Consider the following 16,136-nt stretch of genomic DNA (forward strand, 5'->3'; position numbering starts at 1 on the left):
CATTGGTTTAGCAAGTGTTCATCTTCTGTACCCGCCGTGCGGCGTCGGAAAGTTCCGGTTTACAGCACCATGACTCTATGCTGCAATCTCGCTTCATTTTCTGCCGGATAACGACGCTGCTCATGATGCAAGCACAACAATTCGCACAGGTGGTGCTTGACTGGTACCAGCGCTACGGCCGCAAGACCCTGCCATGGCAGCTGGAGAAAACCGCCTATCAAGTATGGCTCTCCGAGGTGATGTTGCAACAGACCCAGGTTGCCACCGTCATTCCTTATTTTCAGCGCTTTATGGCCCGTTTTCCTAACGTGCGCGCGCTGGCGGAGGCCCCGCTGGACGAAGTGCTGCATCTGTGGACCGGTCTCGGCTATTATGCCCGCGCCCGTAACCTGCACAAGGCGGCGCAGACCATTGTCTCACAGCACGGCGGCGAGTTCCCGACAACCTTCGCAGAAATCGCCGATTTGCCGGGCGTTGGCCGCTCTACCGCCGGCGCGGTGCTGTCGTTGGCGCTGGGCCAACACTATCCGATCCTCGACGGCAACGTGAAGCGCGTGCTGGCCCGCTGCTACGCGGTGGAAGGCTGGCCGGGCAAGAAAGAGGTCGAAAACCGGCTGTGGAAAATCAGCGAAGAAGTCACCCCGGCCCAGGGCGTCGGCCAGTTCAACCAGGCGATGATGGATCTGGGTGCCATGGTCTGCACCCGCTCCAAGCCCAAGTGTGAACTCTGCCCGCTCAACGTCGGCTGCCTGTCTTACGCCAATCACAGCTGGGCCAACTATCCCGGCAAGAAACCCAAGCAGACCCTGCCGGAAAAAACCGCCTACTTCTTATTGCTGCAGCACGGCAACCGCGTGTGGCTGGAGCAGCGCCCGGCGGTGGGCCTGTGGGGCGGCCTGTTCTGCTTCCCGCAGTTCAGCGCGCGCGTGGATTTGGAACTCTGGCTGCAGCAGCGCGGTCTGAAAGGCAAGCGCCTGGAACAGCTGACCGCGTTTCGCCACACGTTCAGCCATTTCCATCTCGATATTGTGCCGATGTGGCTGTCGCTCGACGCGGCGGGCAGCGGCATGGATGAGGGCGCGGGTCTCTGGTATAACTTAGCGCAGCCGCCGTCGGTCGGGCTGGCAGCGCCGGTAGATCGCCTGTTGCAACAGCTGGCGAAGCAGCCCCCGATCCAACAAAACTTATATGGCGATAGCGCCATCGATGAGGAATTAGCATGAGCCGCACCATTTTTTGTACTTTCCTGCAGCGCGACGCCGAAGGCCAGGACTTCCAGCTTTATCCCGGCGACGTCGGCAAGCGCATCTACAACGAGATCTCCAAGGAAGCCTGGGGCGAGTGGATGAAGAAGCAGACCATGCTGATCAACGAGAAGAAGCTGAACATGATGAACGTGGATGACCGCAAGCTGCTGGAAGAGGAAATGATCAAGTTCCTGTTCGAAGGGCACGACGTACACATCGAAGGCTATACGCCGCCGAGCGAATAATGCTGTTGGGGCCAGGCGCTGGCCCGCTTCAATCCTCTTATACTTCTTCCAAACGGCTTTAAGATGAAGAAAATTTTAGCTTTGCTCGTAATAGCGCCTTTGCTGATCTCCTGTTCCGGCAAAAAAAGTGAAGAAATCAACGAAGCCTGGATCAAAGATACCAACGGCTTCGACATTCTGATGGGCCAATTTGCCCACAACATCGAGAACATCTGGGGTCTGAATGAAGTTCTGATCGCCGGGCCGAAAGACTACGTTAAATATACCGACCAATACCAAACCCGCAGCCACATCAACTTCGACACCGGCGCCATTACCATCGAGACCATCGCCACCACCGATCCGGCTGCGCACCTGCGCCAGGCGATCATCAGCACGCTGCTGATGGGTGACGATCCGGGTTCGATCGACCTCTATTCCGACGCCAACGATATCCAGATCAGCAAAGAGCCGTTCCTGTACGGCCAAGTGCTGGATAACAAGGGCGCGCCGATCCGCTGGGAATGGCGCGCGGCGCACTTCGCCGATTACCTGCTGCAGACCAAGCTGCAAAAACGCACCTCCGGCCTGCACGTGATCTACTCGGTCACCATCCAACTGGTGCCGAACCACCTGGACAAACGTGCGCATAAATACCTGCCGATGGTGCGCAAGGCGTCGGAAAAATACGGCGTGGACGAGTCGCTGATCCTGGCTATCATGCAGACCGAATCGAGCTTCAACCCGTATGCGGTGAGCGGTTCGGACGCACTGGGCCTGATGCAGGTGGTGCAGCACACCGCCGGTAAGGATGTGTTCCAGATGCGCGGCAAGTGGGGCACCCCGAGCCGCAGCTACCTGTTCGATCCGGAGAACAACATCGACACCGGCACCGCCTACCTGGCTATCCTGCAGAACAACTACCTGGGCGGCATTCAGAACCCGACCTCGCGCCGCTATGCGGTGATCACCGCTTACAACGGCGGCGCAGGCAGCGTGCTGCGGGTGTTCTCCAGCGACAGAACGCGTGCGGTGGGCATCATCAACGGCATGCAGCCGGGCGACGTGTACCAAACGCTGACCACCAAGCACCCGGCCGCCGAGTCGCGCCGCTATCTGGTGAAAGTAAATACCGCGCAGAAGAGCTACCGCAGAAAGTAACGCTTCCCGCGTGGATAAATGAGAAGGGCCGGTGCGAACCGGCCCTTTTTCTATGGCTTGATCATATAGCCGAAGATGCGCTTCCAGCCGTGATCTTTTTTCTCGATGTAGACCCCCTGCAGCTCCGGCGAGAAGCCCGGCAGGCGGTTGATGCCCTCTTCCAGCGCCAGGAAATAGCGCTGCACCGCACCGCCCCACACTTCGCCCGGCACCACGCACAGCACGCCCGGCGGGTACGGCAAGGCCCCCTCCGCCGCGATGCGCCCTTCCGCCTGGCCGATCGGCACCAGCTCGACGTTGTCGCGGATAAACTCCACGTTGGCGTCCTGCGGGTTCATCACCACTGGCGGGAAATGATCCTGGCGGAACATCTCTTTTTGCAGCTGCTTGACGTCGAAGCTGACGTACAGATCGTGCATCTCCTGGCACAGCCGGCGAATGCTGTAGCCACGATAGCGCTGCTCGTTCTTGCGGTACACCGTTGGCAGCACCACGCTCAGCGGCGCGTCTTCTGCAACATAGCGCTCGAACTGCGCCAGCATCTCCACCAGCTGTTCCATCTTGGCCGGGTTTTCCGCCGGAGTCAGCAGGAACAGGATCGAGTTGAGATCGCACTTCTCCGGCACGATGCCGTTCTCGCGCAGGAAGTTGGCCAGAATGGTGGCCGGCACGCCGAACTCGGTGTATTGGCCAGTCGCGGCGTCAATCCCCGGCGTGGTCAGCAGCAACTTGCACGGATCCACCAGATACTGATCCTGGGCATAGCCTTCGAAGCCGTGCCACGTTTCCCCCGGTACGAAGGTGAAGAAACGCGCGTCGTTGGCAATCAGATCGGTATCGTAATCCTGCCAGTCCTTGCCCGCCACCTGCAGCGGAATAAACGGCTTCAGCTGCGAGCAGCGCGTGAGCAGCTGTTTACGCGTCTCGATGCCCAGCTTGACGCAGTCCATCCACATGCGACGTCCGGCGGCGCCGGCATGCATCTTGGCGTTGACGTCCAGCGCGGCGAACAGCGGATAGAACGGGCTGGTCGACGCATGCAGCATGAACGCATTGTTCAGATGCTTATGGTTGCAGTGGCGCTTCTGCCCTTTGATATGGTCGTCTTTCTTGTGGATCTGCGAGGTCTGCGAGAACCCCGCCTGCTGTTTATGCACCGACTGGGTGACAAAAATGCCCGGATCGTGCTCGTCCAGCTCCAGCAGCAGCGGCGAGCACTCTTTCAGCATCGGAATAAAGCCTTCGTAGCCCACCCAGGCGGAGTCGAACAGGATGTAATCGCACAGGTGGCCGATGGTGTCGATCACCTGGCGAGCGTTGTAAATCGTGCCGTCGTAGGTACCGAGCTGAATGATCGCCAGCCGGAACGGCCGTGCCGCTGCGGCTTTCTCCGGCGCCACTTCGCGGATCTGCTCGCGCAGGTAGCGTTCGTCGAAGCAGTGCGCATCGATACCGCCGATAAAGCCGAACGGGTTGCGGGCGGTTTCCAGATAGACCGGCGTGGCCCCAGCCTGGATCAGCGCCCCATGGTGGTTGGATTTGTGGTTGTTGCGATCGAACAGCACCAGATCGCCACGGGTCAGCAGCGCGTTGGTCACCACCTTGTTGGCCGCCGAGGTGCCGTTGAGCACGAAGTAGGTTTTATCGGCGTTGAACACCCGCGCCGCGTGCTTTTGCGCATCCTTGGCCGATCCTTCGTGGATCAGCAGATCGCCCAGCTTGACGTCGGCGTTGCACATATCGGAACGGAACAGGGTTTCACCGTAGAAATCGAAGAACTGCCGGCCGGCCGGGTGTTTGCGGAAGAACTCTCCGCCCTGATGCCCCGGGCACGCAAAGGTCGAGTTTTCCATTTCGACGTAGGTCTTCAGCGTTTTGAAGAACGGCGGCAGCAGCGCCTGCTCGTAGGCGTCGGCGGCGGCCTCCAGCTGCGCCATGTAGAATGGCTTGCTGGCGCCGGCCAGCAGCGCGAAGACCCCGCTGACAAACGGCAGATAATCCGGGGAAAGATGCTCGTCCCCTTCCACCGCTACGAAGGTCGGAATATCGAACCCCGTCGCCTGCAAGCGCGCCAGAATGCCGGCGTCCACGTCGGCGACCGACACCACCACCGCCGCCACGTCAGTGTAGTCCGTCTGCTCTACGCGCACGATCTGGCGCAGCGTCTCAATGGTGGCGACCAGGCTGGCGCTGGTCGCGATTTTCAATTCTTTCATCATGCTGACTCTCAAACGGTGAAGGATGAGGGTGTGCCACCGGCACGGTAATGAGATAACGCGGTTATCCCGGTAAAAGCGATACCCGGGCACGGCAGCATAAGCGGCGTGCGTGACCGGCTCATGATCGGGGGATCATCAGGCGGCTATCGGGGGAACTGGTCTTGGCAGCATCCGACAGGCATCAGTAAAATCAGGGCAGAAGCGCTGGCTTTACGCATGCCTAACAGCGAGCATCAGGCGGCCTTACCGCATGGCCGGCAGGCGTATTCGGGCGGAGGACGTGCGGAGGAAACAACGACGGAACGGTGACGGCGTCAGATGTCTGGTGCGCAGCAGCGCTTGAGCAACAAAACCAGTCATGCCAATAACCCTCTGGCTTATAAGAAGCGGGAACACCGTCAGGGAACGGAGAGTGCTAAAATTTGCGCAATGATTGCATGATTCGTTGCGGGGTTCAAGCAAGAATCGTCTTGATTGAACGCCTATTAAACCAAGCATAACTAATTGTTATTTAATTTAAAAACAAGAAATCACGCATTTTAAAGTGGTATAAATACACGTTTTATATGCATATTTATTGAGTAGCGTTGGCTCCCTGCGCCACTCCCCTTTTGGTTATCTGCCTGAAAATAGAGCAACCGATCGGCTTTGTGACAGAAAGCGATTGACGCCATCCGGCCAATACGGTTTAATGCGCCCCGTTGCCCGGATAGCTCAGTCGGTAGAGCAGGGGATTGAAAATCCCCGTGTCCTTGGTTCGATTCCGAGTCCGGGCACCATATTCAGAAGAACCCGCCTATGGCGGGTTTTTCGCTTTCTGGGGTACGGACTCTCCATCGAACTGCGTTCGATTATTCGGTCTGAGACCTCACCCTGCGGGCCAGCGCTGAAGCGCTGTTCAACACGGCGCCAGCGCCGGTTGTCCGAGTCCGGGCACCATATTCAGAAGAACCCGCCTATGGCGGGTTTTTCGCTTTCTGGAGTACGGATTCCCCATCGCTTCATCCGATGGGGTGTAACTTCGCATTACAGGTGGGCTCTCTCGAAAGAGCGCCCCTAATCCCCGACTATCCGAACGTCAAACGAACGCGCTCATATTCCGTGTTTATTGGGTGTTTTATTGTCGAACGGTGGTGGGATACAGTTACGAACATATAACCGTATCCAATTGTTAAATAATAATATATTGCACAAAAACTAGGAACATTCCGAATAAAAACGACATTACTGTCAATTCATTCATATAGGGCTATGCTGAATTTTACCCATTGATAAGGCATTTTTAACCTATTCCGCTGCCAACACGAAATAATGGAGGATCCGGCGACAATGGCCATTGATATGTATATGAAAGTTGAAGGAATGACGGGCGAGTCCCAAGACAGCAATCATAAAGGATGGACCGACGTACTTTCGTTTAACTGGGGCGCTTCACAGCCAGGAAATATGGCTGTTGGCGGCGGGGGTGGCTCCGGAAAAGTGAATTATCAAGACCTCCGTATTCAAGCCCTTATCGACAAATCTACGCCCGCTATTCTCAAATATTGTTCCAGTGGAAAACATGTCGCGAAAATCGAGCTTTCCGTATGCAAAGCGGGCGGCAACCAGGTGGAGTATTCCAAAATCGTTCTCGAAGACGTTCTGGTGACGCAAACCGATTTTAACGGTGTAGGCCAAAATGATGCGATCGTGGTTGATTACGCCTTCCAGGCGTCAAAAGTCACCATGAGTTACTGGGAACAAGGCAGCAGCGGCACTAAAGGCGCGGAAAGCAAATCTGGTTGGGATATCAAGCAGAATAAAGAGAGCTAAGCGCATTCTGGCACCTAACAATACGTTAATGATCGGGTGATAAAATCATGGCAATGGATATGTTTTTAAAAGTTGAAGGCATTAATGGTGAATCGAAAAATGCGAATCACAAGCAATGGATCGATGTCTTTTCCTTTAACTGGGGAGCGCGACAGCCTGGCAATATGGCCGTTGGCGGCGGCGGCGGTGCGGGTAAAGTGAACTTTCGCGATCTGACCGTACAGGCTCTGATAGATAAAGCGACACCTGCCTTATTGAAATACTGCTCGGCCGGTAAACATCTCGCCAAGGTGCAGTTGTCTCTTTGCAAAGCCGGTGGGCAGGAAGTGGAATATACCCGCATTACCCTGGAAGATGTATTGGTGACTCATACCGACTTCATCGGTGTCGAGCACGGTTCCACGCTAGGCATTGAGTACTCTTTTCAGGCCGGTAAAGTGTCGATGGAATACTGGGAGCAAGCGAAGCAAGGTAATAAAGGGGCTTCGGTGCAGATGGGCTGGGATATTAAGCAAAATAAAGAAAGCTAATCATATTACGGTGCATATCGTAATGACGGGGGCGTTATGGCATTTCCTAAGTCACATGAAATTCTAGCTCTGACATCGCAACACGAATCGAATAATCGGGTGTCAGCCAACTTTTTGACCCGCGAGATTTTAAATGAGGCGCTGATCCTCGTCAGGTCTCTGTCACCAGAAGAAGTCTTTCGATTAACAAAAACGGAGACCGGCCAGATCGCGTTTACGCTGGGTGAACTCAAAGATGAAAACAACCGCCGGTTGACAGCCAACACTATTGAGTCAGGACAACGACCAGGCGGAAGAATTAATCACCTGGATAACCGAATTAATGTCTCTTTTCCCGGAACCTCATGGCAAATGGGAGCCCGTGTTCAGCATTTTGAGAATATCGCATCGAGTACCGTAGGCGGGGCCGGTCTGGTTTTGATCGCGGGATTATGGACGGGAGCCGGTTCTGGCGTTGGCAGCATTTTAGGCCGAAATGCCGCCCAGCTCGCTGTAGTGACAGGCACTTATTTGGGTAAACGCTTCGTGACCAATAAAACCATGGTCGTGAATCAGATGGCGGCGCATATCAAAAACCTTGCCGATATGTTTAACTCTACCCACAATGCCTTTAATGATTTCAAGTTTGAAAGCACAGCCAAACGCGCACAATACAGCCCCGATCCTCAAGCAGAGTACCCTATTACATTTGAACAAAAAGTCACGGATAATAATGCAGTTCCTGCTAACTATGCCGAGACCATTCAGGCCATCGTGCGCCGTTTTGTAACGGGAACCTACGAGCGTGTAGATATCGTCGGCCAGGGCGATATGTTTATAAAAGTTTTTTTCAGCGATGGGGAACTGGACATTTCGAAAGCCCAGTATGACTATCTCAGCAATTTGAAGCTCCCGTGATTGATCAACCTGGCAGGTCTTCACGCTTGTGGCGCAACGGTAGCCATTCAGTCCAGGGGGCAAAAATGCCTCGAGCTGACCAAAAGATTTTTATTGTCGGTAAGAATGGTCAATGATGATGACAAGGCAGATTGCCGGATCGGATTCAACCGTTGCGCCAGCGTGGCCAGGTTTTTCACACTCGCCTCGAGCAAGCGTCCTCTCCGGCCAGCCTTTGCCCGGCATTAATTAAACGAACCCTAACACCGGTAGTTAACGCGAACCATCCGCGCCCATAGGGTGATGCAACTCGGGGTAAAATATTGCCATTCGGGGGGCAACAAGAAGAGATAAAGGTACAGAAGTGTGCGTATCACCTTAGTGAAAGAGTGTGATACCCTGCCGCAAAAAACAAAATAACACATTGAATTTAATGATAAAAACTAAATCACAACGCGCAGATTTCATAATTTCACTTCCGATTTCATCTTTGCAAAAAGCATCCTGCCTCTAATATCACGTTATTTCACCTTCCCCGTGCCTATTTTAAGGCTATTCTAAGCAACGAATACACCGATCCCGGCAATGCAATGGCATAGACACCAGATAAGCAGATAAGAACTCATACGGTGGGCATCCTCCCTGGTGGCCGTTTTCATGGCTTGATGAATCAGGGAGAGATCGGATTTTTACTTAGGAATATTCATTAAATACACGCGCAAAACCTTCATAGGAATTTTCATGGAAAGAAATACACCCGTAGCCTTTACCTAATGCGCTACCGAATTCTAAACGGGCATTTAAAAGTGCGGTATTTTTGGCCTGCACACCGTTTAATTACATTTAATTCGTGAAGCTTACTTATAAGAAAAAGGCAGCCTGGTTGCTATAAGCCACCCTATCTGCGGCCGTATTTCTGGGTATTATTCTCATTATACTGGAGCTTATTAATGAATCAGCATTTGGATATCATCGGTATTGGCCTTGGCCCGTCGAATCTTAGCCTGGCAGCCTTAGGAAGTGAAATAGAGGGATTTACGGGACAATTCCTTGAACGCAAACCTCATTTCTCCTGGCACCCAGGGATGATCCTGGCGGACTGCAGTATGCAGACCAACTTTTTAAAAGATTTAGTGAGCGCGGTTACCCCAACCAATCGCTACAGCTTTCTCAACTATCTGGTAAAAAACAGAAAATTTTATCGTTTCCTGACGACGGAGCAGCGCACCGCATCGCGCGAAGAGTTCGCCGATTACCTCACCTGGGCCGCCGCCGGGATGGGATCATTGGCATTCAATCAAGACGTTCAGCGGGTCGAATTTGACGATCGGCAGCGCCAGTTCGTGGTGACAACCTCGAATAAGGTCTTCCACGCCAGGCACGTAAGTATCGGTATTGGCAAGAAAATAAAGCTGCCTGATTGTGTGACAACGCAAAGCGATCGCTGTTTCCACGCCAGCGAAATGATGCTGCGCAACCCCGATCTGACCGGCAAACGCGTGGCGATCGTCGGTGGCGGCCAGAGCGGCGCAGACCTGTTCCTCAATATTTTTAAAGGGGAATGGGGGCAACCGGAGCAGCTCGACTGGATATCGCGCCGCAACAACTATAATGCGCTCGATGAAGCGGCCTTTGCCAACGAATACTTCACGCCCGATTACGTCGAGAGCTTTTACTCACTGGATAGCGCGGCCAAACGGCATATGCTGGCCGAACAGAAAATGACCTCAGACGGCATCACCAGTGAGTCGCTGCTAGCGATTTATCGCGCCATGTACCACCGCTTCGACGTCCTGCGCGAGAAATTATGGGTGCGCCTGCTGCCCAGCCGTTCGCTGACGGCCGTGAAACACACGCTGGATAACGCCTACCAACTCGAAACGCGTCATCATCTCGATCACGGCGAAGAAGCCTTCAAGGCGGACGTGGTGATCTTTGCCACCGGTTATCAATCGGCCACGCCAGAGTTCCTTGAACCTTTGGCCCACCGCTTACTAACCACTGCGGAGGGCGAATACCGCATCGCCCCAGACTTTACCTTTGAGTGGGAAGGCCCGGCGGAGAACTGCTTATTCGCCATGAACGCCAGTATGCACAATCACGGCATTGCCGATCCGCAGTTGAGCCTGATGGCGTGGCGGTCGGCTCGCATTCTTAATCGGGCGTTAGACCACAAGCCATTTGATCTGGGAACAACGCCGACAGCCATTCAATGGCGCAGTGAAAGCGCACCACCCGCGTTTTAAATACAAGAACGACTTAATCATTGTCACTACGCTTTGATGGAATTACGTATATGAAAAGACAAGTCATTAAATTTATTACGAAGCAGCTGGCCGTATTGGCCCCCGAATTCAAGGCCAGATTGCTCTACAAAAAAGCATTTGGCAAACCGTTAAACTTGCAGGCGCCGTCCACCTGGAATGAAAAGATCAATCACCTGAAATTGAATGGCTATAGTCACAATGCGTTGGTGAAGCAGTGTGCAGATAAATATGCGGTAAGACAGTACATCAAAGATCAAGGGTGCGAAGAGATCCTTAATGAATTGTACTTTGCCTGTGATTCAGTAAACGATATTCCGTGGGACGCATTGCCGGATAAGTTTGTGATCAAAGGGAATCACGGTTCCGGGTATAACCTGATTTGCCAGAATAAAAAATTGCTGAATATCAAGAGCGCAAAAAAATTGATCGACGGTTGGATGAAAGACGATTATTGGAAAACTTATGTAGAGCTCAACTACAAAGGGATACAAAAAAAGATCATTGGGGAGAAATATATCGAATCGGCCAATGGTCACGGACCTGAAGACTATAAAATCTATTGTTTCCGCGGTGTACCTTACTGCACGTTGCTGTGTGTCGGCAGAGAAACCGGGTCGCCGAAGTATTACTTCTTTGACAAAGATTTCAAGTTTCTGTGCTACAGCGATGACTGCCTGGCCTTGAGCCAGGAAGAAATAGACGCCTTCGTGAAGCCAGAAGGCTACGATGAGCTGTTTGAGTACGCCTCACGCTTGTCCGCGCCCTTCGAGTTTGTTCGCGTTGATTTCTACATCTCCAAAGGCCAGATCATTTTCGGCGAATTGACCTTTACCCCATCCGCCGGGCTGGATACGGATATTCTGCCGCCAACCGATGTTTTGCTTGGCGAGATGTTGACGTTGCAACAGCACTGATTTTCACCTGGTCCCACATCCCACAGTGAAGATCGGCTGCGCCTGAGGATAAATACCGGCCGGCCTTTTTGCAGCCCGCGGGCCGGTATTGCCCTGAGGGATATCGGGCCGATGACCTCGCCTGTTCATGCCACCGTTACAGCAAAATCTCTGCTGCCTATCCCTGGCAGCCCACACCCGACCCAAATGCAATACGCCAGTCAGATCACATAACCATTTGAAAAACAATGGCATTAAATGATTAATAAGAATCACTTACATATTTATAATAAAATGTTCTATATGTATAGGAAGCTATAATATAAGATACAGGAAAGTTTCCCTGGTGTTGTTGTGTGTCTTTGCCCTATTTTATAGGGCTTTTTTCGCTAAAAATCGTTGATAACCGTGTGTTTTTACCTACCTTCACCATTTCCCTCTCCATAAAAACCATAACCATTTCTAATTAATTGTAATCCCTCTTATTCCTGACTTACCAATAATAACAATGAGTTGCTATTAACCTGGCAAAGCAACGGCTGGCAGCGCTTCGCGACCGGAATGTCCGCCCTAAAGGTAGGTTTTTACCGGGCGCGAACGGATGCTACTATCGGCCTTTTTCGAGGATGTTGATCCGCATGTTATTGTCCAACCGGCATTTTATCTCCGCGCTTCTGGCGCTCGCCATCGGCCTTTGGCTGCCGGGCTCCGTGCTGGCCAGGCCCGATTTGGAACGCAAGATTGGCACTACCGTAGCCGATAGCGATACTGCGGATTACCGCTTCAGCGATCTGCGATTCACCTCCGCCGATGGCCAACGGCATTATCGTGTTCGCATCGCCCAACCGCGTCAGGCGCCTGTGCCAGACGGCTATCCAACGGTTTATTTCCTCGACGGCAATGCGGTGCTGATGGAGTTGAACGCCGCCTTACTGGCCAAATTGGCAGCAACGAAGCGGCCACCGGTGCTGGTGATGATCGGCTATGACAACGATCTGCGCATCGATGCCGCCGGCCGCGCCTACGACTATACGCTCCCTCTGCCGGCAGGCATGAAGAAACCGCCGCGGGCCGTCGGGGGCGCGGATGCGTTCCTGCAATTGATTGAGACCCAGATCAAACCGGCGATCGCCGCCAAACTGGCGGTCGATCCTCAGCGGCAAACGCTGTGGGGGCACTCCTACGGCGGGCTCTTCGTTCTGCATACGTTGTTCACCCATCCCACCGCCTTTCAGCGCTACATCGCCGTGGAACCCTCGCTGTGGTGGGGCGACGGCATGATCCTGCAAGAAGCACAGCAGATGACAGAACGGCGCGCGGCGCCGGCGGCCAGGTTGCAACTGTGGGTTGGCCTGGCAGAACGCGATCGGGCTGCCCCGCCCGGCGTGAAGAGCCCCGCTCTGCCGGCGGACGCAACGCGTTTATTGGCCGAACACCTGGCACAGCTCGACGGTCTCACCGTCGGCTATCGCGAATGGCCTGCCCTGGGACACGGCGCCATGCTGGGTGCGGCCATCGAGCCGGCGCTGGGCAGCGTCATTGCAGAGGACTAAATCAGCGGATCAGAAGCTATCGGCCATATTTTCATCTGCGGCGCATATCTTCTGATAAGAAGAGTGTTTACTATCTGAGACAGAGAATGGCGGGCGCGGGTGGGGGCGTCAAAAAACAAAGTGGCTCCCCCGTCGGCAAGTGAGCTTGCTCTATCCGGTGGAGCCATACAGTACTGCAGTTTTCCCGGTGGGGCCCTGGTGAGGCGCAAGTAGGAAAAGATGGTGTTAGCAGGGCATTTCAGCGTTTTAATACCGCCTGTTTCACTATTTTCTTCTCCCTGTGGCACCTACTATAAGCGGCCTCTCACCTGGCGGAAAAGGGTGAAAACCACCCTTGAAATACATTAATGAAAGTGATATTAGAAGCGGTTAGGGCGAAAGCGCCTAGTTCAGTTTTGAATAATTAAATCAGGGAATTATATTAAAAATGAATATTAATATCACCGACAAACCCAACCCGCAGGATGAAGAGTTCGTTATCGACAGCCTCTGGGCTCACAACCATAAAACCCAGCCAGTAGACATTCACCCACTGTTCCTGACCGTCACTGACGACAACCAGCAGATCGTCGGTGGCCTGGTCGCACGCACCTGGTGGGGCGGCCTGGAAGTGCAGTATCTGTGGGTCGGCGATCAATGTCGCAAAAGCGGTTACGGCCGCCAGCTGATGCAACTGGCCGAAGAAGAAGCCCGCAAGCGCGGTTGCCATATGGCCTATGTCGATACTTTCGATTTCCAGGCCCGAGGCTTCTACGAAAAACTGGGCTACCGGGTCTACGGCGAGCTGGGCGACTACGCGCATCGCCACACCCGCCATTACCTGGCTAAAAGCCTGTAACGCGGCCTGAGCGGCGCAGAGGTAGGTATGGATTCATCGCATAAAAATAATGAATCTTATTTTAAGGGCCTCATCACCATGATGGAGCACCTGAGCGAGCCCTGGGGCATCAAAGACCAGCTGTCCCGCCACCTCTATATGAACCGTGCCGCTTATCTCTATACCAATACGCCGCTGAATTTCGACGTCGCCGGCAAATATGACCACGAATTCCCCGCCGACTGGGCCGACTCCGCCGCCGACTTTATCGAGCATGACAAGATGACCGAAGCAGCGCGCGATCGGGTCACGGTCATAGAAACCCACTACTGGTACGGCAAAGACAGCCTGACGCCGTTTATCAGCGAAAAGCTACCGGTGTACAACGATGACAAACAGGTGATTGGCGTGATCTGGAACGCCAAGCCGATGAACAGCCTGTCACCGCTGAAATACATCAATCAGCAAAAACCCAGCGTGTTGACCACCGAAGTCAATAACGAGCTGTTCACCCGTGCCGAACTCGATGTCATTTTTCTTATGCTGCAACGATTTACGGTAAAAGAGATCGCAAAAATCTATAACGTCAGCAATAAGACCATCGAAAACCGCATTTATAACATTTACCAGAAGGCCAACGTGCATACTCAGCAACAATTTGAGGAATACTGCAAATACGCCAATCTGGATAACTACATTCCCGATCGCCTGATAACCAAAGGCATTCAGTTTATTTGAACCGCAAGGAAGATCTCACCGTGATAAAGATCGAAGATTATCCGCTCACCCGGGTGCCGCAGGATAAAAGAGTCTCGTTTTTAAGCGTGGCCATCGTGCATATGGGCATGTTGACCGCGCTGGACCAGTTCATGCTCGGCGCCGTACTCGGCAACTCCATGACGCTGATTGACGCTTTCACCGCCATTTTCGTCGGCAGCCTGATCTTCGGCGTGGTGACCTACGGCCTGGGGCTGGCGGGCATGCGTGAAGGCATTTCCGGCAGCCTGCTGGCGCGCTGGTGCGGCTTCGGCCGTCTGGGCTCGGTGCTGATCGGCGTGGTGGTGGCCGTCAGCCTGCTGGGATGGTTCGGCATTCAGAACGCCATTTTCGCCAAGTCGCTCGACTTCGCGCTCGGCAATAAGCTGGGCTTTGGCTTGGCCGCCGGGCTCTCGGGCACGCTGTTGACTATCCTGGTGGCATTCGGTTTCAAGGCGCTGCGCATCGCCGCACGTATCGCGGTGCCGATGTTCATCATGCTGGTGGCCTTTATTTCAGTGACCGCGCTTTCCGGGCATAACCTGCAGGAGATCATCCAGCTGGCGCCGCCGGGTGAACCGCTGACCATCAGCGCCGGCATCACCATCGTCGTCGGCGGCGCCATCGTGGCCAGCCTGATGACCCCCGATCTGACCCGTTACTCCAAAAACGGCAAGCACGTGCTCGGCGTCACGCTCTTCACCATCATCGCCGGCGAGTTCGTGGTAAACGGCCTGGCGATCCTGATCGCCAAAACCCTGGGCACCGCGGATGTAGTCACCATCATGTCACAAGCGGCCGGCGGCGCCGGTTTGCTGGTAGTGGTGTTCTCCACCCTGCGCGTCAACGATCTCAACCTGTATTCCTCTTCGCTGGGCATCGTCAACGCGGTGGAAGGCATCACCGGCAAAAAGCTGAAGTACACCTACACCACGTTGGTGATCGGGATTCTGGGCACTACGCTGTCGGTGCTGGGCATTCTCGACCGCTTCGTCGACTTCCTGACGGTGCTTGGCGTGGTCTTCCCGCCGATTATCGGCATCATGTTGGTGGACTATTACCTGCTGCGCAGCCACCGCAAGATCCTGGACGAGAGCCGCCGCATGGGCCAGTTGCCGAACGAAACGCCAACCATCGGCTGGGCGGCGATCGTCGCCAGCATCGCCGGCGGCGCCGTTGGCCTGGCGACCGAATGGGGCGTACCGACCATCAATTCCCTGGTAGCGGCCAGCCTGCTGTATTGGGTGCTTAAACTGGCCTTCAGTCGGGCGCAAAAACCGCTGGCCTCGCAGAAGTCTCTCTGATTTTCGCGCACGCGGTAATGCACTCCTCCGGTATCGGGGGAGTGTTTGACGCTCGAAAAGGGGATTCAATGCAAAAGATGGGGCCGATCGCGCAGACAAACGGCCGTGGTGTTTAGGGTCCCTGGTGTCGGTAGCAAGCTATCCATTTATGCTCAGAGTGTGGCAATGCCCCCTCTGAGCTTTTTATTATAAAAACTGTCGGCTTCCGTATTTTGATCGTAAAGAAAAACTTCAGCTTGCATGAACAGTAGCCCATGAAATCGGCTTTGGTCAACATAAAAGTAAACACAAAACCGGCTTTTGTGTTCACTTTTCTATAAGTAAAACCTAATCAATTGATTTGCACGGCTTTATCTTTCTCGCAGAGGAAGCAGGCTACCCCCGCTGACATCACTGCGCTAAACGGCTGACGGTAAACAATAATTACCGCTAATAATCAGTTCGTTACCCGCTCGTCTGCGCCTTTTTATCTGGACA

The 16,136-nt window shown here is 54.0% G+C and carries 13 protein-coding genes and 1 tRNA gene; 13 read left to right on the forward strand and 1 reads right to left on the reverse strand.

Going from position 1 to position 16,136, the window contains the following annotated elements; genetic code table 11:
• Positions 1 to 122 precede the first annotated feature (122 nt).
• The 3 genes from mutY (at position 123) to mltC (ending at position 2,632) form a co-directional block, all read left to right on the forward strand.
• The gene (gene mutY / locus ACJ8J5_RS13840; protein WP_170311447.1) at positions 123 to 1,223 is read left to right on the forward strand and encodes an A/G-specific adenine glycosylase; all 1,101 of its coding nucleotides are present in this window, start codon (positions 123 to 125) and stop codon (positions 1,221 to 1,223) included.
• A complete protein-coding gene (locus tag ACJ8J5_RS13845; protein WP_004937404.1) occupies positions 1,220 to 1,492 on the forward strand; it encodes an oxidative damage protection protein in 273 nt (90 codons plus the stop codon). Before mutY ends, ACJ8J5_RS13845 begins: the two co-directional genes overlap by 4 nt.
• A gap of 63 nt (positions 1,493 to 1,555) precedes the next feature.
• Positions 1,556 to 2,632 carry a membrane-bound lytic murein transglycosylase MltC gene (gene mltC / locus ACJ8J5_RS13850; RefSeq protein ID WP_004937402.1) on the forward strand — a complete coding sequence of 359 codons (1,077 nt, stop codon included), beginning with the start codon at positions 1,556 to 1,558 and terminating at the stop codon, positions 2,630 to 2,632.
• 50 nt (positions 2,633 to 2,682) lie between these two features.
• Here the strand turns inward: mltC and speF are convergent, their stop codons facing one another.
• Entirely contained in the window at positions 2,683 to 4,848 is a 2,166-nt protein-coding gene (gene speF / locus ACJ8J5_RS13855; RefSeq protein WP_049208424.1) for an ornithine decarboxylase SpeF, read from the reverse strand.
• Between the two features lie 706 nt (positions 4,849 to 5,554).
• On the opposite strand from speF, the gene ACJ8J5_RS13860 reads away from it, so the two are divergent.
• The 10 genes from ACJ8J5_RS13860 to ACJ8J5_RS13905 all read left to right on the forward strand — a co-directional run bounded on the left by ACJ8J5_RS13860 (position 5,555) and on the right by ACJ8J5_RS13905 (position 15,659).
• Positions 5,555 to 5,630 (forward strand) — tRNA-Phe (locus ACJ8J5_RS13860).
• 550 nt (positions 5,631 to 6,180) lie between these two features.
• The gene (locus tag ACJ8J5_RS13865; RefSeq protein ID WP_025304260.1) at positions 6,181 to 6,663 is read left to right on the forward strand and encodes an Hcp family type VI secretion system effector; all 483 of its coding nucleotides are present in this window, start codon (positions 6,181 to 6,183) and stop codon (positions 6,661 to 6,663) included.
• Positions 6,664 to 6,710: 47 nt separating this feature from the next.
• On the forward strand, positions 6,711 to 7,193 hold the full coding sequence (locus ACJ8J5_RS13870) for an Hcp family type VI secretion system effector (RefSeq protein ID WP_025304261.1): 483 nt from the start codon (positions 6,711 to 6,713) through the stop codon (positions 7,191 to 7,193).
• Between the two features lie 36 nt (positions 7,194 to 7,229).
• Positions 7,230 to 8,090 (forward strand): hypothetical protein, encoded by an 861-nt coding sequence (locus tag ACJ8J5_RS13875; protein WP_238476092.1) that lies wholly within the window; start codon positions 7,230 to 7,232, stop codon positions 8,088 to 8,090.
• A 929-nt stretch (positions 8,091 to 9,019) separates the two neighbouring features.
• Complete coding sequence (locus ACJ8J5_RS13880; protein WP_414104530.1) at positions 9,020 to 10,315, forward strand: lysine N(6)-hydroxylase/L-ornithine N(5)-oxygenase family protein; 1,296 nt, start codon at positions 9,020 to 9,022, stop codon at positions 10,313 to 10,315.
• A 50-nt stretch (positions 10,316 to 10,365) separates the two neighbouring features.
• Positions 10,366 to 11,250, forward strand: a complete 885-nt coding sequence (locus ACJ8J5_RS13885; protein ID WP_043142145.1) for an ATP-grasp fold amidoligase family protein — start codon at positions 10,366 to 10,368, stop codon at positions 11,248 to 11,250.
• A gap of 617 nt (positions 11,251 to 11,867) precedes the next feature.
• Positions 11,868 to 12,782 (forward strand): alpha/beta hydrolase, encoded by a 915-nt coding sequence (locus ACJ8J5_RS13890; protein ID WP_414104531.1) that lies wholly within the window; start codon positions 11,868 to 11,870, stop codon positions 12,780 to 12,782.
• Positions 12,783 to 13,209: 427 nt separating this feature from the next.
• Entirely contained in the window at positions 13,210 to 13,620 is a 411-nt protein-coding gene (locus ACJ8J5_RS13895; protein ID WP_019453029.1) for a GNAT family N-acetyltransferase, read from the forward strand.
• Between the two features lie 27 nt (positions 13,621 to 13,647).
• Positions 13,648 to 14,337 carry a helix-turn-helix transcriptional regulator gene (locus tag ACJ8J5_RS13900; protein WP_025304266.1) on the forward strand — a complete coding sequence of 230 codons (690 nt, stop codon included), beginning with the start codon at positions 13,648 to 13,650 and terminating at the stop codon, positions 14,335 to 14,337.
• Positions 14,338 to 14,357: 20 nt separating this feature from the next.
• Entirely contained in the window at positions 14,358 to 15,659 is a 1,302-nt protein-coding gene (locus ACJ8J5_RS13905) for a cytosine permease (protein ID WP_060434746.1), read from the forward strand.
• Positions 15,660 to 16,136: the final 477 nt, after the last annotated feature.

It is taken from the genome of Serratia sp. CY43202, assembly GCF_052168755.1.
Lineage (GTDB): Bacteria > Pseudomonadota > Gammaproteobacteria > Enterobacterales > Enterobacteriaceae > Serratia > Serratia bockelmannii.

Coding starts and splice junctions, on each gene's coding strand:
- ACJ8J5_RS13885 (WP_043142145.1), top strand. CDS start 10,366: ATGAAAAGACAAGTCATTAAATTTATTACGAAGCAGCTGGCCGTATTG.
- ACJ8J5_RS13895 (WP_019453029.1), top strand. CDS start 13,210: ATGAATATTAATATCACCGACAAACCCAACCCGCAGGATGAAGAGTTC.
- ACJ8J5_RS13845 (WP_004937404.1), top strand. CDS start 1,220: ATGAGCCGCACCATTTTTTGTACTTTCCTGCAGCGCGACGCCGAAGGC.
- ACJ8J5_RS13870 (WP_025304261.1), top strand. CDS start 6,711: ATGGCAATGGATATGTTTTTAAAAGTTGAAGGCATTAATGGTGAATCG.
- ACJ8J5_RS13880 (WP_414104530.1), top strand. CDS start 9,020: ATGAATCAGCATTTGGATATCATCGGTATTGGCCTTGGCCCGTCGAAT.
- ACJ8J5_RS13900 (WP_025304266.1), top strand. CDS start 13,648: ATGGATTCATCGCATAAAAATAATGAATCTTATTTTAAGGGCCTCATC.
- ACJ8J5_RS13890 (WP_414104531.1), top strand. CDS start 11,868: ATGTTATTGTCCAACCGGCATTTTATCTCCGCGCTTCTGGCGCTCGCC.
- mutY (WP_170311447.1), top strand. CDS start 123: ATGATGCAAGCACAACAATTCGCACAGGTGGTGCTTGACTGGTACCAG.
- speF (WP_049208424.1), bottom strand. CDS start 4,848: ATGAAAGAATTGAAAATCGCGACCAGCGCCAGCCTGGTCGCCACCATT.
- ACJ8J5_RS13865 (WP_025304260.1), top strand. CDS start 6,181: ATGGCCATTGATATGTATATGAAAGTTGAAGGAATGACGGGCGAGTCC.
- ACJ8J5_RS13875 (WP_238476092.1), top strand. CDS start 7,230: ATGGCATTTCCTAAGTCACATGAAATTCTAGCTCTGACATCGCAACAC.
- mltC (WP_004937402.1), top strand. CDS start 1,556: ATGAAGAAAATTTTAGCTTTGCTCGTAATAGCGCCTTTGCTGATCTCC.